Genomic DNA, 25,166 nt, shown 5'->3' on the forward strand with positions numbered 1-25,166 from the left:
TCGAAATTTGGCGGTTTTCAACGGCTTGATTGTGCCGTTAAAATCAAAATATGTAAAGTTGTCGCGTATTCTACCCTTGCCACCGCTGATTTACTAGCCTTTGATGACGTTGAAATCGTACTTTATAGTTCATCGCAGGGCATTCATCGATTTGATAACCCAAATATAACCATTGTTTTTGTTCTTTCTGGGCATGTTGGATCTGAAATAGAACGCCAAGTGTTCCCATCGAAATGTCTATATCAGGATCGAAGAAGGTATAAAACGCGCTCGTACAGTGAGCCATGTTGTCGGTTACGGCGATACCAACCAACTTGTTCTCATCATAGATGTGCATGAACTTTGTAGTAAGCCACTCATTTTTAGAGAATTGTAGAAACTCTTCTTTCTTGGGTGGGTACATGGTTCCCGAACGGTGACGAGCGGTGATATAGCGACTGTATAAGTCAAACCAGTTGTCATCCATCTCATCTTTCAGTTCCCAACGTAGTGATTTTCCTTTGTTAAGGATCCGTCGTTGGCTTTTGGAAAGCTTAACCTCAGGAATTGAAAGCCGAATCGCTTGGCATGCTGAGCAATTATCGCAATGTGGCTTATAAATGGTTGAACCACTGCGGCGAAATCCATTCGCAAGCAGAACTTCATAGTTATCTGAGGTGTGCATGTGTTCGTCAAGCGTGACCGCCACTCTCTCTTCGAAGTGAGGTAAGTAGCTGCAAGCGTGATTGTCTGTTAATCCAATTCTGATTTGTTGTAAATCTGGATTCATTAAGGCATTTCCTTTAGCCATTGGGTTTTAAAGCATGCATCGTCAACGGAGAACTCTTTGAGTAATTGCAGAGAGCCTAGGAATTCATCCCTATCAACCTCGATAGCGCCCAAGGATTCCAAGTGAGGGTTCATGACTTGGCAATCAATCAGTTGTCCGCCGAATCGGGTAAAGTGTTTACAAAAGTACCACAGCGCAATTTTAGAGGCATTGGTCTTTAGGCTGAACATCGATTCACCGCAAAAGACTTGGCCTCTTTGTAAGCCGTAAAGTCCACCGATCAGTTCATCATCTTGCCAAACCTCAACCGAGTGGCAGAAACCTAATGAAGCGAGTTTGCGGTAGGCTGACTGCATGTCGCTGTTTAGCCAAGTTTCTTCTTCGGGTCTTAGTGAAGAGCAATAACCAATTACTCTGTCCGTCGCTTGGTTGATGCTGACTCGGTAATTGTGCTTTCTTTGAAACTTTTTAAGACTTTTTGACGGTTCGAATGTCTTAGGATTAAATACCGCTCGCGGTGCAGGGCTCCACCAAAGTATAGGCTCACCTGGACCATACCATGGAAATATACCTTGGCTATAAGCGTTTAAAATTCGCATTGGTGATAAATCACCACCGAAGGCGAGCAGACCGTTGGGGTCATCAAGCGCGTCGAAAGGCGAAGGAAACTCTATACTAGTAGTATCAAGTTCGGTTAGGTATATAGTCATAAGTACCGCATTACAGATTAATCACTGACCAAGAGGTCTTTAGGAGTTTTACAATGAAGAAGTTGCTTTGGATTTTACTTGTTTTGCCCATGTTGGCAAATGCAGCTTACAACAGAAACCAAGCTCGACCAGTAAACGAGGTGGTTTATGGTGAGATTGATACGGTCAGATACATCACTCAGCAAGAGATCGTTGAGTCGAAAGCGAATGGTTGGGAAACCTTGTTAGGTGCGGCGATTGGTGGCTTGATTGGTAACCAGTTTGGCGGCGGCACTGGTAAAGAAGTGGCGACAGCTGTAGGTGCAGTAGCAGGTGCGGGTATTGCTCGTAACCGAGGTAACACACAATATAAAGTAGAGTACAAACTGGTCGAGTTATTGGTCAAAACCAAAGACGACAAGTTGGTCAACATTATCCAAGATGTCGATAACTCGATGCTGTTCAACCGAGGCGATGATGTACGAATTCTCTATTTTTCAGATGGTGTTCGAGTTGATCTCGTGTACTAGTATATAAATACGATTGATTGGCTAATTAATCACCGGTTTGGGCCGGATTAGCTCTGGAGTTCGTTGGAAAAGTTCGTTAGTCTGCAAGTACGAAGAATTATTCATCACCCGAAAATAAATACGCACCAGTGACTTCGGGTGGTACAAGGACTATAAGATTTAATGGAAAGCCTTACGTTACAACCAATTCAAAAAGTGAACGGGGAAGTTAACCTACCTGGTTCAAAAAGCGTTTCCAACCGTGCACTTCTTTTGGCTGCACTTTCTACGGGAACCACTCGCCTAACAAACTTGCTAGACAGTGATGATATTCGTCATATGTTGAATGCATTGACTCAGTTAGGTGTTGATTATCAGTTGTCTGCAGACAAAACCGTTTGTGAAGTGACAGGTGTTGGTGGTGCATTCTCAAGTGACAAAGCCCTAGAGCTTTTCTTAGGTAACGCGGGTACGGCGATGCGTCCGTTGGCGGCTGCACTATGTTTAGGTCGCGGTGAATACGTTCTTACTGGTGAGCCTCGCATGAAAGAGCGCCCAATTGGCCACTTAGTAACAGCACTACGAGAAGCCGGTGCCGACGTTGAATATTTAGAGAACGAAAACTACCCGCCATTGAAGATCACAGGTACCGGTTTGAAGAGCGGTACGGTTTCTATCGACGGTTCGATCTCTAGTCAATTTTTGACGGCATTTTTGATGGCTGCGCCTTTAGCTGAAGGTGAAGTGACCATTAAAATTGACGGTGAATTGGTTTCTAAACCTTACATCGATATTACGCTGCACATCATGAAGCAATTTGGTGTGGACGTGATCAATAATGATTACCAAGAGTTTGTGATTCCTACCGGGCAATCTTACTCGGCACCGGGTGATTTCTTGGTTGAAGGTGATGCATCATCTGCGTCATATTTCCTTGCAGCCGCTGCTATCAAAGGTGGTGAGATTAAGGTCACTGGTATTGGTAAAAACAGTATCCAAGGTGATATCCAATTCGCTGATGCGCTTGAGAAAATGGGTGCGGAAATCGAATGGGGTGACGACTACGTTATTTCTCGTTGTGGCGAGCTGAAAGGCATTGATATGGACTATAACCATATCCCAGATGCTGCGATGACTATCGCGACAACCGCATTGTTTGCGAAAGGCACAACGGCAATCCGTAATGTCTACAACTGGCGTGTGAAAGAGACAGATCGCTTGGCTGCAATGGCAACAGAGCTACGCAAAGTCGGCGCTGAAGTGGAAGAGGGTGAAGATTACATTATTGTTAACCCTGTGGCTGAACTGACTCATGCGGCGATTGATACTTACGATGATCACCGTATGGCGATGTGTTTCTCGCTGGTTGCCTTGAGCGATACGCCTGTGACGATTAATGATCCAGGTTGTACGTCAAAGACATTCCCTGATTACTTCGACAAGCTGAAAATGCTAAGTCTATAAAAATGCTTAGTATGTAAAGGTTTAGGAACAAAAAAGCTTGCCTAAGTGGCAAGCTTTTTAATTATTGCTGAATTGTAAATTCTTTCGAAAGGTGGTGCGCTAAGTATTTAAACATGTTAAATACCGCGGTTGTATTCTCGGTCGGCATTCCATTGCTGTCTAAGAAGTATTCACCTTTGAAGACGAGTACATCGTCTTTTTCTACTACGCTGTTTGCGCGCATGCCTTCAATGTAGTCATCATGTGATTGGATAATTTGGTTTGCGATAAGCAGTAAATCAAATTCTGCTATTACTTTCTTTGTCATGAGTTTATCTCTGATAACTGAATATAACGTTGAGTTTATGGTGTCGAACTAGAAATTCAATGATTTCACAACCGATTAAGAGAGTCTTTTCAAACATCCACAATTTATTTTGTGATTTACGGCAAAAATAATTGAATGGGGCTCGCGTTAGATTCGCGGACAAGCTTAGTATGAGCCCGTTTAGACGTAATGCCTGATGAATAGGCTCTTGCAAGTATTCTTAGTGAGTACTTTATAGCTTCTTTATATTGTGACCCTTTTATCTATGAGTCGTCGAATTGTCGAGCGATCAGATCCAATTTTGAAAAAAGCGGTTGATCTTCTAGTAATCTCGCACAATAGTAAAAAAAGAAGCAATGAATTTAGAATATCATGCGTAAAAGCCCACAAGCTAAATTGTTGGTGCTGAAGCATCGTGATTAAGGACGTTAGAGTCAATATGGGTAAATCGCTCGTTATAGTGGAGTCGCCAGCCAAGGCTAAAACTATCAATAAATATCTTGGTAAAGACTTTGTCGTTAAGTCGAGTGTAGGTCACGTACGTGATTTACCAACGGCAGGTCAAAGTACTGGTCAAAAGGCTGCTGCAGTTTCAACCAAGGGTATGAGCCCAGAAGACAAAGCTCGTATCAAAAAAGAAAAAGATCGCAAAGCTCTTATCAAAAAGATGGGTATCAACCCATATAAAGAGTGGGAAGCGAACTATCAAATCCTACCTGGTAAAGAGAAAGTCGTCGCTGAATTGCAAAAACTGGCTGAGAACGCAGACCATGTTTATCTCGCAACCGATTTGGACCGCGAAGGAGAAGCTATCGCATGGCACCTTCGTGAGATCATCGGCGGCGATGAAACGCGATACAAGCGAGTGGTTTTTAACGAAATCACCAAGAATGCTATTCAACAAGCTTTCGAAACGCCAGGTGAGCTAAATATTGATGGCGTAAACGCACAACAAGCACGACGTTTTATGGACCGTGTTGTTGGCTTTATGGTGTCACCTCTGCTTTGGAAAAAAGTAGCACGAGGCCTGTCCGCTGGCCGTGTTCAATCAGTAGCGGTAAAACTACTGGTAGAGCGTGAGCGCGAGATCAACGCCTTTATCCCTGAAGAGTTCTGGGATGTGCATGCTGATACTAAAACAGCAGAGAAAACCGACTTTAGACTGCAAGTTGCACAGAAAGACGGTGTTGCGTTTAAACCTGAAAATGAAGCGCAAACACAAGCTGCTGTTAGCGTTTTAGAAAAAGCGCAATACGAAGTATGTAAACGTGAAGACCGCCCAACAAAGAGTAAGCCGTCTGCACCTTACATCACGTCGACGCTGCAACAAGCGGCGAGTACGCGTCTTGGTTATGGCGTAAAGAAAACCATGATGCTGGCTCAACGCCTGTATGAAGCGGGTTACATCACTTATATGCGTACTGACTCAACTAACTTGAGCTCAGAAGCTGTAGAAGCCGCTCGTGAATACATTGGTTCTGAGTACGGCGCGCAATACCTTCCACCTAAAGCACTTGTATACGGCAGCAAAGAGGGCGCTCAAGAGGCCCACGAAGCGATTCGTCCTTCAAGTGTAGATGTTAAGTCGGAAGATCTAAACGGCGTAGACGCAGACGCACACAAGCTTTACTCGCTAATTTGGAATCAATTCGTAGCGTGTCAAATGACGCCAGCTCAATACGATTCAACGACAGTAAGCGTTAAAGCAGATGAGTACACGTTGAAAGCGAAAGGTCGTATCCTTAAATTTGATGGTTGGACTCGTGTTCAGCGTCCAATGGGCAAGAACGAAGATACGATCCTTCCAGCAGTACAGATCGGCGATAAGCTTGATCTGATTGCGCTAGACCCTAAACAGCACTTCACTAAGCCACCGGCTCGTTTCACTGAAGCGGCGCTAGTTAAAGAGCTTGAGAAGCGTGGTATTGGTCGTCCTTCAACATACGCATCAATCATCTCAACGATTCAAGATCGCGGTTATGTAAAAGTTGAACAGCGTCGTTTCTATGCTGAGAAGATGGGTGAAATTGTTACTGACCGTCTAGATGGCAGCTTCAATGACCTAATGAACTACGACTTCACTGCTCGTATGGAGCAGAAGTTGGACCAAATCGCAGAAGGCGAAGCAAGCTGGAAAGGCGTGCTAGATAACTTCTTCGAAGACTTTACTGGCGATTTGGAAAAAGCAGACTTAGACGAAGACGCTGGTGGCATGAAGCCAAATCATATCGTGGAAACCGATATTGAGTGTCCGACTTGTAGCCGTAAAATGGGTATTCGTACTGCTTCGACAGGCGTATTCCTTGGTTGTTCTGGCTATGCACTTCCACCAAAAGAGCGTTGTAAGACAACAATCAACCTTGGTGATGAAGAAGGCATTATCAACGTGCTTGAAGAAGACGTTGAAACAGCAGCACTTCGAGCTAAAAAGCGTTGTCCTATTTGTGAAACGGCAATGGATGCCTATCTAATCGATGATAAGCGTAAGATGCACGTATGTGGTAACAACCCGAACTGTGAAGGTTATGTGGTTGAGCACGGCGAATTTAAAGTGAAAGGCTACGATGGTCCACTTGTTGAGTGTGACAAGTGTGGTTCTGACATGGTTCTGAAGAACGGTCGTTTTGGTAAATACATGGACTGTACGAGTGAAGATTGTAAGAACACTCGTAAGATTCTGAAAAATGGCGAAGTTGCGCCACCAAAAGAAGACCCGGTGCATTTCCCTGAACTTCCGTGTGAAAATTCAGACGCGTACTTTGTTCTTCGTGATGGTGCTTCTGGTCTATTTATGGCTGCGAGCAACTTCCCTAAATCACGTGAAACACGTGCACCATTAGTGGAAGAGCTGGTTCGTTTTAAAGACCGTATCTCACCTAAGTTCCAATACCTAGCATCAGCGCCAGTTGCTGACCCTGATGGTAAGCCGACAGTGGTTCGTTTTAGTCGTAAGACCAAAGAAAACTACGTGCGTACTGAAGTAGATGGAAAACCGTCCGGTTGGACTGCGTTGTACATCGACGGTAAGTGGGAAGTTACGGATAAGCGTAAAAAGCCTAAAGAGAAATAACTGAACGTTATTGATGAAAAAGCAGCCTAATGGCTGCTTTTTTTGATCTCAATATGACTAAATATGCAACTTGTTGACCTGGTGTTTCGTCGGTGGGGATTTATTAAATTCACACCGCGAAATTAATGGCGGCAATTAATCATATCTTCTTATGCAACTTTAACGAAAATGTAACTTAATTAAAATATTGTAACTCACAGATCAGCGTTTAGTTGTATACCTGATGTGTGTCGGGTGTTAATGTAATGTTTCGTCTGGACGGTGTAGTGTGAGCTGCTTTAAGTCTTAGGAAAGCAATCAGCTTACGTACCACAGAATGGCGTATTAAAAATTGAATTCGGCCGAAAAGTCGATAACGTATATAAAACCAAGTGCAAAGAATAGTGCACACATAACAACGTTTGGCTTAGGATATTGTCACTGTATGTGAATGGATATTCGCTAAATACCGAAATAAGTGTTGGTGCTCATCCCCCAGAGGAAGATACCTCTACGAGTACTAACATCGACAAGCTATAGATATATGGAGAATAAAATGGCTGGTGTATTGGGAATGATTCTTGCTGGTGGTGAAGGCTCTCGCTTAAGACCTTTAACTGAATCTCGCAGCAAACCCTCGGTTCCTTTCGGTGGTAGTTACCGCTTAATTGATTTCGCTTTGAACAACTTCGTTAATGCTGATCTAATGAAGATCTACGTATTAACACAATTTAAGTCACAGTCACTGTTCCATCATATGAAAAAAGGCTGGAATATCAGTGGTATAACAGACCGTTTTATCGACCCAATTCCTGCGCAAATGCGTAAAGGAAAGCGTTGGTATGAAGGCACAGCAGATGCTATCTACCAAAACATGGGCTTTATGGAGTTGGAAGAACCTGATCAAGTATGTATTTTTGGTTCAGACCATATTTATAAGATGGACATCAAACAGATGCTTGATTTCCATAAAGAGAAGAAAGCGGCTCTAACAGTATCAGCATTGCGCATGCCGCTTGCTGAAGCATCAGAATTCGGTGTTATTGAGGTTGATGCTGACGGCCGTATGATTGGCTTTGAAGAGAAACCTGCAAATCCGAAGTCGATCCCGGGCGATCCAGAATCAGCGCTCGTTTCAATGGGCAACTACGTGTTCGAAGCGAAAGAGCTTTTTGCTGAACTAACGGAAGATGCTGATAGAGAAGGTTCGACACACGATTTCGGCAAAGATATTATTCCAAACATGTTCCCACGTGGTGACGTGTTTGTTTATGATTTCAGCACCAACCGTATTACTGGTGAGAAAGAAGAAGTTTACTGGCGCGATGTAGGTACGATTGACGCGTACTGGCAAGCGCACATGGACCTTCTTAAGAAAGATGCGCCATTCTCGCTATACAACCGTAAATGGCCTCTACACACTTATTACCCGCCACTACCACCAGCTACGTTTACTGATTCGGCAAATGGTCGAATTCAGATCATTGATAGCCTTGTGTGTAGCGGTAGTTATGTACGTGGTTCGCGTATTGAAAAGAGTGTACTGGGCTTCCGCAGCAATATCGCATCAGCGTGTGATATTAGCGAAAGCATCTTACTCGGTGATGTAAAAGTGGGTGAGGGTTGTATCTTGCGCCGCGTTATCATTGATAAAGACGCAGATATCGCACCGGGTACACAGATTGGTGTAAATCTGACAGAAGACAAAAAGCATTACCACGTATCTGACGATGGTGTCGTAGTGATTTCTAAAGGAGCACGAGTTGGTTACTAAGACTCTCTCGGTACTTTTTGTAGCGTCTGAAGTTGAAGGCTTGATTAAAAGTGGTGGCTTGGCTGATGTAGCCAAGGCACTGCCGAAAGCGTTGCAAACACTCGAACAGGACGTTCGAGTGACTATCCCCGCATATAGAAACATTCCAAACATTGATTCAGCAGAAGTTATTTTATCGACTGAACTCGATCATTGGCCTCATACGGCTTATCAAGTTAAAAAACTGAGCGTAGAAGGCGTTCCAGTTTTTGGTATTGAATGTGCCAAGTATTTCGACCGCCCGGAAATGTACGCAGAAAACAATCAAGCTTATGCTGATAACGGAGAGCGCTTCTCGTTCTTTAGTGCAGCCTGTCTTGATATGCTTCCTAAGCTTGGTTTCCAACCGGATATCATTCATGCAAATGACTGGCATACTGGTTTCGTTCCTTTCTTGCTTAAATCGCGTTATCAACAACACGATTTCTTTGAAAATACGCGCAGTGTTATTTCGATTCACAATGCGGTTTTCAAAGGTGTGTTCGCCTACGATGAACTTCAATTCCTGCCAGAGATGCACCGTTACCATGCGCCTGAAGCTTCAGTGAGTGACACTCATGTCACTATGCTAAGAGCTGGAGTGATGTGTGCGGATAAAGTGAACGCAGTAAGTCCTACCTATGCAGAAGAGTTGAAAACGGAATTAGGTAGCCACGGTATGGCTGCAGAATTCCAACACAGATCTGCTGATCTGTTCGGCATTTTGAATGGGTGTGATTATGGGGCTTGGAATCCGGAAACTGATGCTTTCCTTCCTCGTAAATACAAAGCGACCAAGCACAGCATGGCTCGCGGAAAATCAGCTTGTAAGCAAAAACTGCAACAAGATGTAGGTTTACCCGTTGCCGATTGCGCGGTTTATGGCATGGTTTGTCGCTTGACGAATCAAAAAGGTGTTCATTACTTACTGCCTATCATCGAACAGTTTTTGAAAAATGATCTTCAGATCGTGATTGTCGGTACTGGCGATCCGGTTTTGGCGAGTCAATTGAAAGAGCTATCAGCGCTTCACTCAGATAAGTTCTCGTTCGTAGAAGCGTACAATAATGAACTTGCGCACTTGGTTGAAGCAGGCTCTGATTTCTTCTTGATGCCTTCGGAATTTGAACCGTGTGGCTTAAACCAAATCTACAGCATGGCTTACGGTACTTTGCCGATTGTTCGTTCTGTGGGAGGTTTAAAAGACAGCGTGAATGATTACGATGAAGATCCTGAAGTCGCGACTGGGTTTGCTTTTGAAGAGCCAACACCGCAGGCGTTATTGGCTGTGTTACATCGTTCATTACTGCTTTATGCACAAAACCCATCTGAAATTAAGCGTGCTCAGCTTTATGCGATGCAGCAAGATTTTAGTTGGGAAGATGCGGCTAAAGAATACCTAGCTATGTATCATTCAGCATTTTAACTTGTTGACTTAGCTTTAAAGTTAGCTGGCGAGCAACTGCCGCTCGTACTAAATGAAGGCGCTCTAATTGTAGAGTGCCTTTTGGTTTCCTGGTCAGAGCACATCACGTTTACGAAGACAAAGCTTGCAAACTCATTTTAGTCAGGTAGAAAAGGTGAGGTAGGTATTCACATGACTAATGATAGGTTTGACACTATTATCACTTAAAGTTCTTAATAGCGTGGTATCCTTAGTCATCGCCTCGTGATGAGGCATAGCTCCATTCCAATAATTAAAGCGATAGGTATGTCTGAGAGTTTACTATTTCATAAAACATTTACTCACCCTACGAGCGATGAGTGGGTTGTATTTGTGCATGGCGCAGGAGGCAGTTCCTCCATCTGGTTCAAGCAGATCAAAGCGTATAAACAGCATTTCAACTTACTTCTCATTGATCTGAGAGGGCACGGTAAATCAGACAATATACTTAAAGGGCTGATTTCGAATCGTTATACGTTCAAATCGGTGACGCTTGATATTCTTAAAGTGTTAGACCATCTTAAGATCCGTTCTGCACATTTTGTTGGCATGTCTTTGGGCACGATTATTGTGCGTAACGTTGCCGAACTGGCGGCTGGCCGTGTACGTTCAATGGTACTGGGTGGCGCTGTCACCAAGCTAAACACTCGCTCTCAAGTGTTAATCAAGTTTGGTAACCTCAGCAAGCACATCATTCCTTACATGTGGTTATACAGCCTTTTTGCTTATGTTGTGATGCCACAAAAAAGCCAAAAAGAGTCTCGTCACCTTTTTATCCGCGAAGCCAAAAAACTGTGCCAGAAAGAATTTAAACGCTGGTTTATCTTAACGGCTGATGTAAACCCCTTGATGAAATATTTTAAAGATAGAGAGCTACCAATACCGACTCTTTATTTGATGGGTGAACGTGACTACATGTTTATTAAGCCTGTAAAAGAAATGGTTGCAGCGCATGAATCGAGTGAGCTAGTAGAAATCCCGAATTGTGGACACGTGTGTAACGTGGAAAACCCTGAAGAGTTTAATCAGCGTTCGATTGCGTTTATTCAAAAACAAATTCAGTGATTTTCTAGGCGTGAAATCAAAGATGATGAGTTAATCGAATTGAAATAAAAACGGGAAGCTAACTTTAGCTTCCCGTTTTTAATTGGAGGAGGTATCTGACCGAATCGTTCTATCAGGTCACTGAAACCCTGCTATTCAGGTGAGGCAGCACCGCACTGCCAGCAAGAGCCGAATTGCGCTTCGTTGACTTCATGACACTCACCACAACGCCACTCTTCATAGATGATCGAATCTTGCTGCTTTTGGTAGTCATTGACGAGCATGCGAGCTTTACTGGCCAATTCTGGCTCATATAACCATACGTAAGGGTCAGTTTCTTCAGTGAATGGGATTTCCCCCTTTAATCCGAACAACCCCTCACCACGGACTTCACAGGCAATATTCTCGCTTTCTAACAATCCACAGATGATATGAGCTTCTGTCGGATTCGATGCACTGAAGATTTTCATTGAAATAGAACCTTATTCGGCTATCTGTGTTATTTAGCTATTATAAATTATTCAGCTATATACGTTATTCAGCTACGGGTGCTGAGCGAAACTTCCCCATCAACCATTTAGCCACTATTGGGAATATACCCAATAACGCAAATGACAATAGTACTGAAGGGGAGACGATGCCCGAAAGTGAATCAATTTCTGCGAGCTGAGTACCAGCATTCAAGAAAACCGCCGTCCCCGGTAACATCCCGATTTGACTCGTAATGTAGTAACGACTCACTGACATCGGTGTTAGACCCATCAATAGGTTGATAAGGAAAAATGGGAATACAGGAATCAGACGCAGAGAAAACAGGTAAAATGCGCCGTCTTTTTCAACCCCCTTGTTAATCGTCGCCAATTTGTCACCAAACTTGGTTTGAATCCAGTCACGCAACAGGTAACGGCTACTTAAGAAAGCTAAGGTCGCACCGATCGCACTTGCGAAAGATACCAGTAGCAAGCTGTTCCAGAAGCCAAATAGCGCGGCCCCTAATAAGGTTACAACAGCGGCACCAGGAATGGAGAAAGCCGTAATCATGACATACGCGACAAAATAGATAGCGGCAGCCGCAATAAAGTTGCTGTCAATGTAGTCATTTAACACAGCTTGTTGGGCCTTAGCATTTTCAAGCGTTAAGTACTGGCCGAAATTGATGCCTAACAAGACGATGGTTACGACCAACACAATACCCAATATCATTTTCTTACTCATTGATACTTCCTCTAAATTTTCAATGCATACCGATAGTATAGATAGACAGGCAAAGCATAGATTAACTTTCACCAGATATAAAAAAAGCCGCAGTAAATGCGGCTTAGTTATGTATATAGATTGCACTGACAATGTTAATTGACGCGATTGATAAGCTCTTCGCGACGCTGCTGCGGTATAACAGACCAATGTGTACCATTAATCGCGCCTTCTAGCGCCCAAAGTAGTTCAATACTGACAGAAGACGCATGCGATTCTTTGATGGCGTTAAATGCGTTTACAGAGCCAGATTCATATAAACGTTCTACAGAATCGATCCCTGCCTTTTTCAACATACGCTCGGTAGCGAGTCGAAGATTAGGCAGATCTTTGAGTCGGGTCGGCTTAGCAGAAGACTGCTCAGCTTTTTCTTCTTTAGCAAAACCTAGAGACGTGGTTGCAAGCTGCAAGATTTTCTCTTGGTCTTGCCAGAGGCCTTCAGGTAAAGCGAAATATTTAGTAACGACAGGGAAACCACGTTTTTTGTAGACGTACGGTTGAAACCCTTGTTGTTCGAATTGTTTAGTTGTGCCTTTGTCTGCGCGTATGTGCAACTGGTCATTTACAACCAGAGCAAACATAGTGTCATCAGCAAAAAGACCGAAGCCACCAAACATTGAGCGTGATTTTATTTTTCCTAGGGACTCAAATAACTTCATCGAGTCCTTTAGTATCGGTTTATCCATGTTATTTATCTCGGTGTATTTGAACTACGCCACCAAATAAGCAGGTCCGAGAGATTAGCAAAATGTTGCAATTAAATTGTCAATAAGCCGTAAATTACTAAATTATTAGTAGTTACTGCATTTTGCCATCGGTAACCCCGCTACCATACCAACGAGTGGTTTAGGCCGGAAGCTTTGCGTCTCACTCTTTCGAGTGGTTTGCCCTGTGCGTGACTGATTGAATAGAATAAAGTTTTTGTTGAATGAAGCTCACACTTGATATTTCAAAATGTGATACTGCTTCAATTAATGATCTTTCATTTATGCATAAGGGTTCATTATAGTTGCTGATAAAAAAAGCGCACCTAAAGGTGCGCTTGATGAAATTAAACTCGAATTATCAATTAATTTAACGTCTTAACTGTACTTCGTTCAACAATTTCAGGGTGCATTTCGAAGACGCGTTTTTCGTGGTCTTTGTCTTTGATGCGCTCCAATAGAATTTCGAATGCATTCTTACCAACACGACGTTTTGGTTGGTGAACTGTCGTTAACGGCGGAGAGAAGTATTCAGCGAGTTCGATGTTGTCGTAACCGATCACTGAGATATCTTCAGGAATGCGGATGCCTTTTTCTTGCAGTCGGCTCATTAAGCCGAGTGCCATTGTGTCGTTAAAGCAGAATACCGCCGTTGGACGATCTTCCATCTCAACGATTTGTTCTGCAGCAAGAACAGCCGTATCACACTCAAAGTTGCCTTCGATGATCATATTTTCATCAGCAGAAATCTTTGCTTCGTTCAGTGCGCGCTTGTAACCGGCAATACGTTCAACACATGCTGCTTTGTCTAAGTGGCCACTTAAACATGCAATCTTAGAGTGACCGCGTTCAATAAGGTATTTGGTCGCTAGGTAGCCACCTTCTTCTGAGTTATCGATGATCTTATCAGCCTGAGAGCTCTCAGGGCCCCAGTCCATGATAACTTTAGGGATGTCAGCGTGACGGTCTAACATCTCTCTTAGTTCTTCAGTTAGGTCAGAACACATAACTAAGATGCCATCTACACGTTTCTCTGCAAGCATTCGAATGTAGTCACGTTGCTTCTCATAGATGCCGCCCGTATTACACAGGATCAAAGTGTAACCTTGACGGTAGCAGTAGCTCTCAACACCATCGATAACTTCAGAGAAGAATAGATTAGTTGATTGAGTCACTAGCATGCCGATGGTGCGTGTTGTATTACACTTCAAGCTACGAGCAACAGCACTTGGTGCATAGTTCAGTTCATCTACGGCTTTGTTTACTTTTTCTTGCGTTGCTTCTGCAACAAAGCGAGTTTTATTGATTACGTGAGAAACGGTTGTTGTTGATACGCCGGCTAAGCGAGCGACATCTTTTATAGTGGCCATGGTTTTATCCTATTAGAAGCTACTTTCCCAAAGTACGGAATAAAGTAGCCGTTAAGCTACCTAACTAAGAGCTTAAATTTGTAGGGCTCTTTGGGTACTAAAAGTGCTAAAAAACAAAAAACCGCTATTGAGCGGCTTGTCTTAACACCGAAATGCTCAAAACTATAATAAGCATAGCATTTCGTGAATGTTTCATATTTTATCGTTTGCGGTCACAATTTTAGACTGACTAGAAATTACTCGCAATAAAATTCACCCGGAAATCCGGGTGAATTGTCACATTCTTCTGAATTTATTTAACGAGTCATCCAATAAGCTATTCACCAGCTAAATATTGAGTGTCTAATTGACAGAATGCGAGTAGCAACGATGAGACGGAGGCGTAGAAACCGAATTCATCAACGTCATGACATTTCACGTTGAACTTTGGTAACCAAGTCAGCAGTTGTTGTTCGATAAACTGCTGTTGAGCGGCAAATGAATTCTCTAGTTCTTCTTCAATATTCGTTTCGTTTGAACGAATGATCAAGTTACCAAGGAAATCGAGTTCGATAGCAATGTGGTCTGCTGGCTCTTTTAGATCTTGGTTCACAACTAAGTTGTGCTTAGCCATGATCTCTTCCATATCTTTTGCTGGCTTATCATTCAAAAGGCCAGTTTCGCCGATATACATTGAAGCGTAAGGAAGAGCGCCGTGCTTATCTGTCTTTAAGAAAAGATCGCAAAAGTCTGCAGACAGTTCTAGCTGAGCATCTTCACGAGTTTGTAGGCGGTTCAGCGCATCCACTAACTTATCAATCGCTGGCTTTAGTGTCTCATTTTCGCCTAAACCAGTTAGGAAAGAACGAATTTCAACAGAGTGGTAGTGATCGAGTTCTTCTTGAGTGAGCTCTTTGGCAAATAAGCTTGATAGCCACCAGTATATTTCTGCTCTTTGCTCGTTGAACGCTTTCGTATCTTTCATTTGTTAGATCCTGACTTAGTCTTGTGATGTTGCTTATATGCATCTTGAAGTCACTTGGGCATAAGCACACCAAGGCTGAATAACAAGGTTATTTGCGAAACGCAAAGTTACTCGTTAGTAGTAATGCCTATATTGAATTGCGATGGACGATAAATAGCAAGGTTTAAGATTGTCTTGTATCAAAAAAAATCCATGTTTCTGGCTTTTATCTTCTGTACCACTAGAATTGTTACTAGTTATGAATAGAATAGTCACTGAAACTATTAAATAAGAAAAGTGGTGTAGATGAGCTATCACGTATTAGTCGTAGAAGATGATGTGGTAACCCGCAGTAAACTGGTTGGATACTTCCAGAACGAGGGTTACACAGTGAGCGAAGCAGAAAGCGGCGCTCAAATGAGAAACGTGTTAGAAGAAAACAACGTTGACCTCATTATGCTGGACATCAACTTACCAGGCGAAGATGGATTGATGCTAACTCGCGAATTACGCAGTCAATCAGACATTGGAATTATTTTAGTTACTGGACGCACGGATAGCATCGACAAGATCGTAGGCCTTGAAATGGGCGCTGACGATTACGTTACTAAACCCTTCGAACTTCGCGAGTTATTAGTTCGAGTTAAAAACCTACTTTGGCGTATCTCTGCTGCTCGTAAAACAGCAGCGGGCGCTGTAGAAGAAACATCAGATGAGTCTGTGGTTCGTTTTGGTGAGTGGACATTTGATATCCCTCGTCGTGCGTTAAGCAAGAACGGCGAACCAGTGAAACTGACCAAAGCAGAATACGAACTGCTAGTGGCTTTGTCTTCTTACCCTAATCAAGTATTAAGCCGCGAACGTATTTTGAATATGATTAGCCACCGAGTGGACGCGCCTAATGACCGTACTATCGACGTATTGATTCGTCGCATGCGTGCTAAAATGGAATTCGACCCTAAGAACCCACAAATCTTTGTGACGGTTCACGGTGAAGGTTACATGTTCGCTGGTGATTGATTTCCTTCGGGAGTGATTAATCAACAACGACATTTAAACGTAAAAAGCCGAGACATCATTGATGTCTCGGCTTTTTTATTACTTAGCTTTTATTGTTAACGACCAGAAAATCTATAAATATTTGGCGACTCGTCTGCTCATATGAGTTTAAAGATTCAATAGGGTTACTGAGGCTGGGCCGCAGAAACGTCACCGTCATCTTCAATTAAGCTGGAAGCTTCTGGAATAACAGGCTCTTCAACAATGTCATTGCTTGTATCTAGCCAATCACGCAGGCTTTGCCAAACCAATCCCATGGTTTCGTGCCAGTAACGCTCAGTCTGCTCAAGGTATAGCGCTTTCGGCATGTACTTTTCCCACGGCTCAACAATACCTTCTTGTGCAAGGTAGTTGGTTGGTGCAGGTAGTGGTTTCATGCCAGCTGAATTGAATTCGTTCAGTGCGCGAGTCATATGGCTCGCTGAAGTCACCAACACCATTCTTTTATTCTTAACGAACGCAGCGGCTTGGCGGGCTTCTTCCCAAGTGTCTTTTGCGGTTTCAAGCAGAATGATGTCGGGCTTTGCTACGCCAAGTGCTAAAGCCACTTTAGCCATCATTCTTGCGTTACTTACTTCAGTGCCTGCGCCATAGCCAGACAAAATGAGTTTTGCACCAGGGTAGAGGCGTAGAATACGAATCCCTTCACTTAAACGCATCAGGCCGGTGCGGCTAAGTTCTGATGTCGGTGGAATTTGGTCGTCTACGACGTGACCACTTCCAAGAACCATCACGTAATCGACGGTTTCATCGACAGGTAAAAATGCGGTGTGTTGCCTTTCCATTGGCATTAAAAGTTGACTAGAAACTGGCTGGAAAGCGATTAGGAAAATACCACATAGGGCTGAGAGGGTGATTAGGCAACCAGTCTTCCTTTTGGTAGTAAACATCACTAGGGCTAAACCCAGAAAAGCGAGAATTAACATTGCTGGCAGTGGCATCAATAGCGAAGACACTACTTTTTTCAGCTCAAACATATCCGAATAGTCCGAAAAAACATCACTTAGTAGTAAAAAGAGACATCGCCTCTTTATTCCTGAAATTCCTGTGACAGAATAGCAGGCACGATAGGACATAATAACTCAAGTAGCCGTGACTGAAGACCGTAATTTCGACGATATTGCCCACAAATTTGCAAAAAACATTTACGGCTCTGACAAAGGAGAGATCCGTCAGATCATCGTATGGGAAGATTTAGAACAAGCTTTGAGCAAGTTTGAGCAATCAGCTTCGCCGCTGCATGTGCTTGATGCTGGAGGCGGACTTGCGCAGATGTCGCAAAAAATTGCCGCGCTTGGGCATAACGTTTCTCTTTGTGACCTCTCTTCTGAAATGTTGAAGCTCGCAGAAGAAAGTATCAGCGGAGCGGGTTTGCTAGAGCAATATCGATTCATTCATTCACCAGTACAAAAAGTCGCAGAACATCTCGATGAGAAAGTCGATTTTGTGATGTTTCATGCCGTAATGGAATGGTTAGCCGATCCTAAAGAGGCACTTGATTTATTGCTTGAACAAGTTAAACCGGGTGGCGTCGCCTCGATAATGTTTTACAACCACCACGGATTAGTCCTGAAAAATGTGATTTGTGGCAACATTCCTCATGTATTGAATGGGATGCCACATCGAAAACGGTTTAAGCTGCAACCACAAAAAGGCTTGAAGCCGGAAGAGGTTTATCAATGGATAGAAGACGCTGGTCTAGAAATCTGTGGTAAATCAGGCATTCGCTCTTTCAGTGACTACATAGGTAATATGGAGTACATGGGAGATTACCAATTTGAAGATGTATTGGAACTGGAAAAACAGCTATGTCGCCAAGAGCCATATCTGTCACTAGGCCGTTATATTCACGTTTGGGCTCAAAAACCTGCGCAATAACAGCGGTGAATGTGGTAAAAGAAGCCACAACATGCGCTATGCAATCGTAAGAAGCCCGCGTCATAAAGAAATAGGCGTCATATCTAATACATTCGATATGACGAAGAACAGTAACAGGAACCACAATGAGTGAAATGACTCAAACTGCCGAAGAGCAGCCAATTGATGAGTTGGTGGGCTGGGTCAAGCAGCATGATTTTTCATTAAACTTGCCACCAGAGCGCTTAGCATTTTTGATTGCTATCGCAGTACTAAGCAATGAAAGGTTCGATGAAGAGTTGGGCGAGGGTGAACTGCACGATGCATTTACCATCGTCACTCGACTGTTTGAAGATACTGGCGAAGCGTCCGCGTTTCGTGCCAACAATGCCATCAACGAGTTAGTTAAACAGAAGTTGATTAGCCGCTTTACCAGCGAAATCACCGATGGTGCGAGTATTTATCGCTTATCACCATTGGCGATTGGTATTTCAGATTATTACTTACGCCACCGTCAGTTCTCTAAGTTAAAACTGTCTATCCAGCTTTCTATGGTTGCGGACGAGATGGCAAAAGCCATTGAAGCAGCACAAAAAGGCGGAACTCCAGGACATTGGAGAAAGAATGTTTACGGCGTGCTCAAGTATTCTGTTGGTGAAATTTTCGATCAGATTGATCTTAACCAACGTGTTATGGATGAGCAGCAGCAAACCGTTAAACAGCAAATTGCCGACCTTTTAAACAAGGATTGGCGAGAGGCGATTAACAACTGTGAAACCTTGCTTTCAGAAACCTCGTCCACACTAAAAGAATTGCAAGACACCTTGCAAGCGGCGGGGGATGAACTGCAAACACAGATCCTCGATATTCAAGAAATTGTTTACGGTGACGATGAACTCGAGTTCGTTGGCGAAACCCTGTTCGGCTTGCAGATGAAGCTAGACCGAATCACCAGTTGGGGCCAACAAGCCATCGATTTATGGATCGGCTACGACCGCCATGTTCACAAGTTCATCCGTACCGCGATTGATATGGATAAAAACCGCGCCTTTAGCCAGCGCTTGCGTCAGTCGGTTACCGACTACTTTGATGCGCCTTGGCTTTTGACTTACGCCGATGCAGAGAAGCTGACGGATCTTCGTGATGAAGCGCTTATGCTTCGTGATGACGAAGTGATGGGACAAGCACCAATCGACGTAGAGTACGAAGAATTTGAGCAAGTGAATGACCTGCTTTCAGATCGAATTGCAGAGATGTTAAAAGCTCACAAACAGCAAGGCGCGCCAATTGATCTTGGCCTTGTGTTACGCGATTACCTCGCTGCACACCCTCGCACACACCATTTTGATTTAGCCAGAATTGTTGTCGACCAAGCCGTACGCTTAGGTTACTCAGAGTCTGACTATCAGGCTATTCAGCCAGATTGGCAGGCAATCAACGATTTCGGTGCAAAGGTACAAGCAAATGTCATTAACAAGTACTGATGATTACATGCCAGAGAAACTGGTAAAAGCGATAGCGAACCCACTGTTCCCTGCGCTAGATAGCATGCTGCGTTCAGGCAAGCATGTTTCAACAGAAGACCTAGATAACCACGCGTTGCTGTCTGATTTTGAAGTTGAGCTTCAGCATTTCTATCAACGCTACAATACGGAATTGGTAAAAGCGCCGGAAGGTTTCTATTACCTGCGTCCGCGTTCTACGTCTCTGATTGGTCGTAGTGTGTTGTCTGAGCTCGACATGTTGGTTGGAAAGGTGTTGTGTTTCTTATACCTAAGCCCAGAACGTCTTGCTCATGAAGGTATCTTCACCAACCAAGAACTGTTTGATGAGTTGATGTCGTTAGCGGATGAGAAAAAACTCATGAAGCTAGCAACCAACCGTGCGTCTGGTTCTGACCTAGATAAAGAAAAGCTGTTCGAAAAAGTACGTACTTCTCTACGTCGCTTACGCCGTATCGGTATGTTGATTGCGATTGGTGAAACCGGCAAGTTCCGTATCAGCGAAGCGGTATTCCGTTTTGGCGCTGACGTTCGTGTTGGCGATGATATGAAAGAAGCGCAGTTACGTCTTATCCGTGATGGTGAAGCTGTGGTGCATACCCAAGAGCCTAACCAAGGTAGCTTGTTGAATGAAGAACAAGCGGAAGCCACATCAGAAGTAGATGCAGACGTAGACGAAAACGGTCAACAAGACATTTTTAACGATCAAGCTGACTTTGACCTTGAGTCAAATGCTGGCGAACAAACAAAAGTAGAAGGTGAAGCATGATTGAAAGAGGTAAGTATCAATCATTAACCATGGTCAACTGGAACGGCTTCTTTGCGCGTACTTTTGATATTGATGGATTGGTTACAACGCTTTCTGGCGGTAACGGTGCGGGTAAGTCGACCACAATGGCGGCATTCATCACAGCACTGATCCCTGACCAAAGCCTTCTGCATTTCCGTAACACAACGGAAGCGGGTAGCTCACAGTCATCTCGTGATAAAGGCCTTTACGGTAAGCTTCAACCTGGCGCATGTTATGCTGCACTAGATGTTGTGAACTCTCGTAATCAACGCCTATTGTTTGCAGTAAAACTGCAGCAAGTTGCCGGTCGTGACAAGAAAGTAGACATCAAACCGTTCGTAATCCAAGGCCTTCCAAGCCATGTGAAACCAACGGATGTGTTGATTCAGAATGTTTCAGACAGCCACGCTCGCGTATGTCAGTTGAATGATGTGAAAGCGGCGGTTGCGCAATACGAAGGCGCTCATTTTAAAGCCTTCTCTTCGATTGTTGATTACCACTCGCAAATGTTTGAATACGGTGTGGTACCTAAGAAACTGCGTAACAGCAGCGACCGCTCTAAGTTCTACCGTTTGATCGAAGCATCGCTTTACGGCGGTATTTCTAGTGCGATTACGCGTTCTCTGCGCGATTATCTTCTACCGCAAAACGGTGGTGTGAAGAAAGCATTCCAAGACATGGAATCAGCACTGCGTGAGAACCGCATGACGCTAGAAGCGATCAAGACAACTCAGTCGGACCGTGACCTGTTCAAACACTTGATCACTGAATCGACGAACTACGTGGCAGCAGATTACATGCGCCATGCCAACGACCGTCGTAACAAGCTTGATCAAACCATGAAGTTCCGTGGTGAACTGTTTGGTTCGCGTGAAACCTTGCATGATCAAAACAACTTGTTGAACCGTGTTCAAGAAGAATTAGAGCTGTTGGTCGATCAAGAGTCGGCACTAGAGCAAGATTATCAAGCGGCTTCGGATCATCTTCAATTGGTTCAAACTGCACTTCGCCAGCAAGAGAAGATTGCTCGCTATAGCGAAGATCTAGAAGAGCTTAATGAGCGTCTAGAAGAGCAGATGATGGTAGTGGAAGAAGCTCAAGAGCGAGTACTTCTTGCTGAAGAGCAGGCAACCATCACTGAAGAAGAAGTGGATAGCCTGAAAACTCAGCTTGCTGATTACCAACAAGCGTTGGATGTTCAGCAGACTCGTGCACTTCAGTACCAGCAAGCGGTTCAAGCATTAGAGAAAACTAAGCAGTTGCTTGGTGATGAATCGATTACGGCAGAAAGTGCATTAACTCTTGTTTCTGAGCTAAAAGCACAAGAAGAATCAAGCACTCAAGCGCTACTGGCTACTAAGCACAAGCTAGATATGTCTTCTGCAGCTTCAGCACAGTTCGACAAAGCACTGTCTTTAGTTAAGAGCATCGTTGGTGACGTGGAGCGCAAAGAAGCGTCTAGCAGCGCTAAGCAAGCTTTAGAAAAAGGTCGTAACGCAAAACACGTTGTTGAGAACGAACAGCAGTGGCGCGCTCAGCACCGCGACATGGCTCGTGATGTGGCTCAGCAGCGTCAAGCAAAAGAGCTTGCGACTGAATACCAAAAACAGCACAACATCTCACTGACTGATGAAGCGGTTTTCGATGAAGAACGTGAACGTCATGCTATGCAGATCGAGTCCCTTGAGTACGCTCAAGAAGAGCTGCGTGAAGCGAAGAGCGAGCAACGTCGTATACAACAAAACCACGACCAAGAGATTCAAAAACTTGAGTCAATTGCTCCTGCGTGGATCACGGCAAACGATGCACTTGAAGCTTTAAGAGATCAAACAGACGCTGAGCTAGAAGATAGCCAAGCGGTAATGACTCAAATGCAGCAAGTACTTGAAGATGAGAAATCTCAAGCGGTAGCAAAAGATCAGTTGGCAACGCGCCGAGCTGAACTTGAGCAAGAGATTGAGCGTTTAGCTTCGCCAGGTGGTTCTAACGATCCTCGCCTGAAAGGCCTGGCGGATACGCTGGGTGGCGTGCTGCTTTCTGAGATCTACGATGACATCACGATTGGTGATGCGCCGTACTTTAGTGCGATGTACGGCCCAGCTCGTCACGCGATTGTGGTTTCGGATCTTGATGGTATTAAAGAGAAGCTGGTGGATCTTGATGATTGTCCAGAAGACCTTTACATCCTAGAAGGCGATGTAGACGCGTTTGATGACAGCTCGTTTAATGCCGATGAGCTTGAAGGCGCGGTGTGTGTTCAGCTGAACGATCGCCAAATGCGTTACTCTCGTTTCCCTGAGATCCCACTGTTTGGCCGTGCGGCTCGTGAACAGCGCCTAGAGAAATTGCGCGAAGAGCGTGATGTTGTGGTTGAGAACCACGCGAAAGCAGCGTTTGACTCTCAAAAACTGAATCGCTTATACCAAGCATTCAACAGCTTTGTTGCGAAGCACCTACACGTTGCGTTTAACGCAGACCCAGAACAAGCACTTACTGCGATTCGTGATAAGCGCAATCAAATTGTTCGTTCTCTGGCTGAGCTTAACTCTAAAGAGCAGCAGCAACGTAGCCAGCTTCTACAAAGCAAGCAGGCACTTGGTGCATTAGATAAATTAGCGCCAATGGTTCGTATTCTTGAAGACGAAACATTGGCTGAGCGCTTAGCTGAATTAGAAGCACAACTAGAGCGTTTAAGTGAAGCTAAGTCTTACTTGAATAGTCATGGCAAAGCGCTTACTTCTCTAGAGCAAATCGTATCTGCACTAGATGCTGACCCAGAGCAGTTCGAAGCCTTGGAAGCCGAATATCGTCAAGCCGATTACGCACTACAAACCCTAAAAGGCAAAGTGTTCGCGCTGTCTGATTTGATTGAGCGTCGTCACTACTTTGCTTACGCGGACTCTGTTGATTTGCTAAACAAGAGCAGTGAACTGAGCGAGCAATTAAAAGCGAAATTGGTTCAAGCAGAGCAAGCAAGAACCAAAGGCCGTGATGGCTTGAAGCAAGCTCGCGAACAGATGAACCAATACAACCAAGTATTGGCGGCACTGAAGAGCTCACATCAAGCGAAGCAAGAGACGGTTCAAGAGTTCAAACAAGAGCTACAAGAGTTCGGCGTAAACGCTGACGAAGGCGCTGAAGAGCGTGCTGTACGTCGTCGTGATGAACTTCAAGAACGTCTGCACACATCTCGCAGCCGTAAGAGCGAATACGAGCGAACGATTACGTCAACAGAACTTGAGATGAAAGCCTTGGCTAAGCGTCTTAAGAAAGTTCAGAAAGAGTACACAGAGCTTCGTACTTTCGTTGTTGCAGCAAAAGCAGGCTGGTGTTCAGTACTTCGCTTAGCTCGTGAAAATGATGTTGAACGTCGTCTTCATAAGCGTGAACTGGCTTACCTAACGGCGGGCGAGCTTCGTTCTATGTCGGATAAATCACTGGGTGCTTTACGTCTAGCTGTAGCTGACAATGACGACCTACGTGATTCGCTGCGTCTATCTGAAGACAACGCACATCCAGAGCGTAAGGTTCTGTTCTACATTGCGGTTTATCAACACCTTCGCGAGCGTATTCGCCAAGACATCATTCATACGGATGATCCGGTTGAAGCAATCGAAGAGATGGAAGTTGAGCTCGCTCGATTAACAGAAGAACTGACGCAGCGTGAAAACCGCTTGGCGATCAGCTCTGAGTCGGTAGCAAGCATCATCAAGAAAACGATTCAGCGCGAGCAGAACCGTATTCGAATGCTGAACCAAGGGCTGTCGAACATCTACTTTGGTCAGGTTAAGGGCGTACGTCTGAACGTTAAGATTCGTGAAAGCCACGAGATCTTGCTATCAGGGCTAGCGACTCAGCAAGAGCAACACAAAGACTTGTTTGAATCAACACGCTTTACCTTCTCAGAAGCGATGGCGAAGTTGTTCCAACGTGTTAACCCACATATCGATATGGGTCAACGTTCTCCACAAGTTCTAGGTGAAGAGCTACTGGATTACCGCAACTACCTAGAATTAAGTGTTGAAGTTAACCGTGGTTCAGACGGTTGGTTACAAGCGGAATCGGGCGCACTGTCTACGGGTGAAGCGATCGGTACGGGTCAGTCTATCCTACTGATGGTTGTTCAGAGCTGGGAAGAAGAGTCTCGTCGACTTCGTAGCAAAGACATCGTTCCATGTCGTTTGTTGTTCCTTGATGAAGCAGCTCGTCTGGATGCGAAATCTATCTCTACCTTGTTCGAACTGTGTGACCGTTTAGGTATGCAACTTTTGATTGCAGCACCAGAGAACATTAGCCCTGAGAAAGGCACAACCTACAAACTGGTTCGTAAGGTCTTTAAAGATCACGAGCACGTACATGTTGTTGGCCTGCGCGGTTTTGCTCAAAACAAACCAGCATCTCCGGTGCAAGAGCTTATCGAAGAAACTGAGCAATAACTTTGATAGCCGAATTATAATCTTGATAGCCGAGCAATAACCTTGATAGCTTAGCTATAAGCTCGAAAGCGACTCAATGATATTTGTTCAAAGCCCCTAATCATTAGGGGCTTTTTTGTACCTTGAATCTAATTTCTTACTTCTTACTTCTACAGCAGAACCCCTCCCGCTTAATCCTTTCGTC

At 44.2% G+C, this 25,166-nt stretch carries 20 protein-coding genes and 1 riboswitch; of the genes, 11 read left to right on the forward strand and 9 right to left on the reverse strand.

Translation table 11 applies throughout. The features are described from left to right. Positions 1–70: 70 nt before the first annotated feature. Together AB4623_RS07035 and aat are read right to left on the reverse strand one after the other, a co-directional pair. Positions 71–769: an arginyltransferase gene (locus AB4623_RS07035; RefSeq protein WP_372146046.1), complete on the reverse strand. Its 699-nt coding sequence runs from the start codon at positions 767–769 to the stop codon at positions 71–73. After that, a complete protein-coding gene (gene aat / locus AB4623_RS07040) occupies positions 769–1,479 on the reverse strand; it encodes a leucyl/phenylalanyl-tRNA--protein transferase (protein ID WP_017063504.1) in 711 nt (236 codons plus the stop codon). The genes AB4623_RS07035 and aat overlap by 1 nt, the downstream gene beginning before the upstream one ends. Before the next feature lie 53 nt (positions 1,480–1,532). Between aat and AB4623_RS07045 the strand changes: the two genes are divergently transcribed. Continuing rightward, positions 1,533–1,988 (forward strand): glycine zipper 2TM domain-containing protein, encoded by a 456-nt coding sequence (locus AB4623_RS07045; protein WP_004736438.1) that lies wholly within the window; start codon positions 1,533–1,535, stop codon positions 1,986–1,988. A gap of 162 nt (positions 1,989–2,150) precedes the next feature. After that, positions 2,151–3,431, forward strand: a complete 1,281-nt coding sequence (gene aroA, locus AB4623_RS07050; RefSeq protein WP_017062105.1) for a 3-phosphoshikimate 1-carboxyvinyltransferase — start codon at positions 2,151–2,153, stop codon at positions 3,429–3,431. Positions 3,432–3,492: 61 nt separating this feature from the next. Here aroA and AB4623_RS07055 read toward each other — a convergent pair whose 3' ends face one another. Next, positions 3,493–3,738, reverse strand: a complete 246-nt coding sequence (locus AB4623_RS07055) for a YciN family protein (protein ID WP_017062104.1) — start codon at positions 3,736–3,738, stop codon at positions 3,493–3,495. A gap of 439 nt (positions 3,739–4,177) precedes the next feature. Here AB4623_RS07055 and topA point away from each other — a divergent pair, with 439 nt between their 5' ends. From topA to AB4623_RS07075, 4 genes are all read left to right on the forward strand, one after another. Next, on the forward strand, positions 4,178–6,808 hold the full coding sequence (gene topA, locus AB4623_RS07060) for a type I DNA topoisomerase (RefSeq protein ID WP_017062103.1): 2,631 nt from the start codon (positions 4,178–4,180) through the stop codon (positions 6,806–6,808). Between the two features lie 523 nt (positions 6,809–7,331). Beyond that, the gene (gene glgC, locus AB4623_RS07065; protein ID WP_080582251.1) at positions 7,332–8,561 is read left to right on the forward strand and encodes a glucose-1-phosphate adenylyltransferase; all 1,230 of its coding nucleotides are present in this window, start codon (positions 7,332–7,334) and stop codon (positions 8,559–8,561) included. Continuing rightward, complete coding sequence (glgA, locus tag AB4623_RS07070) at positions 8,551–10,005, forward strand: glycogen synthase GlgA (RefSeq protein ID WP_371720703.1); 1,455 nt, start codon at positions 8,551–8,553, stop codon at positions 10,003–10,005. The genes glgC and glgA overlap by 11 nt, the downstream gene beginning before the upstream one ends. Before the next feature lie 285 nt (positions 10,006–10,290). Continuing rightward, entirely contained in the window at positions 10,291–11,088 is a 798-nt protein-coding gene (locus tag AB4623_RS07075) for an alpha/beta fold hydrolase (protein ID WP_372146048.1), read from the forward strand. A gap of 131 nt (positions 11,089–11,219) precedes the next feature. Here AB4623_RS07075 and AB4623_RS07080 read toward each other — a convergent pair whose 3' ends face one another. From AB4623_RS07080 to torD, 5 genes are all read right to left on the reverse strand, one after another. Beyond that, on the reverse strand, positions 11,220–11,537 hold the full coding sequence (locus tag AB4623_RS07080; RefSeq protein ID WP_017062099.1) for a DUF2007 domain-containing protein: 318 nt from the start codon (positions 11,535–11,537) through the stop codon (positions 11,220–11,222). Positions 11,538–11,601: 64 nt separating this feature from the next. Further along, positions 11,602–12,282: a TVP38/TMEM64 family protein gene (locus AB4623_RS07085; RefSeq protein WP_017072239.1), complete on the reverse strand. Its 681-nt coding sequence runs from the start codon at positions 12,280–12,282 to the stop codon at positions 11,602–11,604. Between the two features lie 134 nt (positions 12,283–12,416). Continuing rightward, the gene (locus AB4623_RS07090; RefSeq protein ID WP_019820997.1) at positions 12,417–13,007 is read right to left on the reverse strand and encodes a TfoX/Sxy family DNA transformation protein; all 591 of its coding nucleotides are present in this window, start codon (positions 13,005–13,007) and stop codon (positions 12,417–12,419) included. Between the two features lie 127 nt (positions 13,008–13,134). Beyond that, positions 13,135–13,220, reverse strand: a riboswitch (cyclic di-GMP riboswitch). Between the two features lie 170 nt (positions 13,221–13,390). Next, the gene (gene purR, locus AB4623_RS07095; RefSeq protein WP_017062096.1) at positions 13,391–14,395 is read right to left on the reverse strand and encodes an HTH-type transcriptional repressor PurR; all 1,005 of its coding nucleotides are present in this window, start codon (positions 14,393–14,395) and stop codon (positions 13,391–13,393) included. Positions 14,396–14,711: 316 nt separating this feature from the next. Then, entirely contained in the window at positions 14,712–15,359 is a 648-nt protein-coding gene (gene torD / locus AB4623_RS07100) for a molecular chaperone TorD (RefSeq protein WP_017062095.1), read from the reverse strand. A gap of 285 nt (positions 15,360–15,644) precedes the next feature. Here torD and torR point away from each other — a divergent pair, with 285 nt between their 5' ends. Further along, positions 15,645–16,358, forward strand: a complete 714-nt coding sequence (torR, locus tag AB4623_RS07105; protein ID WP_017067841.1) for a two-component system response regulator TorR — start codon at positions 15,645–15,647, stop codon at positions 16,356–16,358. 164 nt (positions 16,359–16,522) lie between these two features. On the opposite strand, the gene elyC is transcribed toward torR, so the two are convergent. Continuing rightward, positions 16,523–17,374 (reverse strand): envelope biogenesis factor ElyC, encoded by an 852-nt coding sequence (gene elyC, locus AB4623_RS07110; protein WP_372073344.1) that lies wholly within the window; start codon positions 17,372–17,374, stop codon positions 16,523–16,525. 115 nt (positions 17,375–17,489) lie between these two features. Between elyC and cmoM the strand changes: the two genes are divergently transcribed. From cmoM to mukB, 4 genes are all read left to right on the forward strand, one after another. Further along, on the forward strand, positions 17,490–18,275 hold the full coding sequence (gene cmoM / locus AB4623_RS07115; RefSeq protein WP_108149820.1) for a tRNA uridine 5-oxyacetic acid(34) methyltransferase CmoM: 786 nt from the start codon (positions 17,490–17,492) through the stop codon (positions 18,273–18,275). Positions 18,276–18,400: 125 nt separating this feature from the next. Then, a complete protein-coding gene (gene mukF / locus AB4623_RS07120) occupies positions 18,401–19,738 on the forward strand; it encodes a chromosome partition protein MukF (RefSeq protein WP_372073341.1) in 1,338 nt (445 codons plus the stop codon). Next, positions 19,719–20,525 (forward strand): chromosome partition protein MukE, encoded by an 807-nt coding sequence (gene mukE, locus AB4623_RS07125; RefSeq protein WP_017067527.1) that lies wholly within the window; start codon positions 19,719–19,721, stop codon positions 20,523–20,525. The genes mukF and mukE overlap by 20 nt, the downstream gene beginning before the upstream one ends. Beyond that, entirely contained in the window at positions 20,522–24,982 is a 4,461-nt protein-coding gene (gene mukB, locus AB4623_RS07130) for a chromosome partition protein MukB (RefSeq protein ID WP_372146050.1), read from the forward strand. Before mukE ends, mukB begins: the two co-directional genes overlap by 4 nt. Positions 24,983–25,166 lie beyond the last annotated feature (184 nt).

This window comes from Vibrio sp. 10N.222.52.C12 (assembly GCF_041474215.1).
GTDB lineage: Bacteria > Pseudomonadota > Gammaproteobacteria > Enterobacterales > Vibrionaceae > Vibrio > Vibrio crassostreae_C.

Excerpts from the sequence above, each read along its gene's own strand:
- aat (WP_017063504.1), bottom strand. The coding sequence starts at position 1,479 with ATGACTATATACCTAACCGAACTTGATACTACTAGTATAGAGTTTCCT.
- AB4623_RS07045 (WP_004736438.1), top strand. The coding sequence starts at position 1,533 with ATGAAGAAGTTGCTTTGGATTTTACTTGTTTTGCCCATGTTGGCAAAT.
- aroA (WP_017062105.1), top strand. The coding sequence starts at position 2,151 with ATGGAAAGCCTTACGTTACAACCAATTCAAAAAGTGAACGGGGAAGTT.
- elyC (WP_372073344.1), bottom strand. The coding sequence starts at position 17,374 with ATGTTTGAGCTGAAAAAAGTAGTGTCTTCGCTATTGATGCCACTGCCA.
- torR (WP_017067841.1), top strand. The coding sequence starts at position 15,645 with ATGAGCTATCACGTATTAGTCGTAGAAGATGATGTGGTAACCCGCAGT.
- glgC (WP_080582251.1), top strand. The coding sequence starts at position 7,332 with ATGGAGAATAAAATGGCTGGTGTATTGGGAATGATTCTTGCTGGTGGT.
- AB4623_RS07090 (WP_019820997.1), bottom strand. The coding sequence starts at position 13,007 with ATGGATAAACCGATACTAAAGGACTCGATGAAGTTATTTGAGTCCCTA.
- mukB (WP_372146050.1), top strand. The coding sequence starts at position 20,522 with ATGATTGAAAGAGGTAAGTATCAATCATTAACCATGGTCAACTGGAAC.
- AB4623_RS07085 (WP_017072239.1), bottom strand. The coding sequence starts at position 12,282 with ATGAGTAAGAAAATGATATTGGGTATTGTGTTGGTCGTAACCATCGTC.
- AB4623_RS07035 (WP_372146046.1), bottom strand. The coding sequence starts at position 769 with ATGAATCCAGATTTACAACAAATCAGAATTGGATTAACAGACAATCAC.
- mukF (WP_372073341.1), top strand. The coding sequence starts at position 18,401 with ATGAGTGAAATGACTCAAACTGCCGAAGAGCAGCCAATTGATGAGTTG.
- AB4623_RS07055 (WP_017062104.1), bottom strand. The coding sequence starts at position 3,738 with ATGACAAAGAAAGTAATAGCAGAATTTGATTTACTGCTTATCGCAAAC.
- AB4623_RS07080 (WP_017062099.1), bottom strand. The coding sequence starts at position 11,537 with ATGAAAATCTTCAGTGCATCGAATCCGACAGAAGCTCATATCATCTGT.
- topA (WP_017062103.1), top strand. The coding sequence starts at position 4,178 with ATGGGTAAATCGCTCGTTATAGTGGAGTCGCCAGCCAAGGCTAAAACT.
- torD (WP_017062095.1), bottom strand. The coding sequence starts at position 15,359 with ATGAAAGATACGAAAGCGTTCAACGAGCAAAGAGCAGAAATATACTGG.
- mukE (WP_017067527.1), top strand. The coding sequence starts at position 19,719 with ATGTCATTAACAAGTACTGATGATTACATGCCAGAGAAACTGGTAAAA.
- AB4623_RS07075 (WP_372146048.1), top strand. The coding sequence starts at position 10,291 with ATGTCTGAGAGTTTACTATTTCATAAAACATTTACTCACCCTACGAGC.
- purR (WP_017062096.1), bottom strand. The coding sequence starts at position 14,395 with ATGGCCACTATAAAAGATGTCGCTCGCTTAGCCGGCGTATCAACAACA.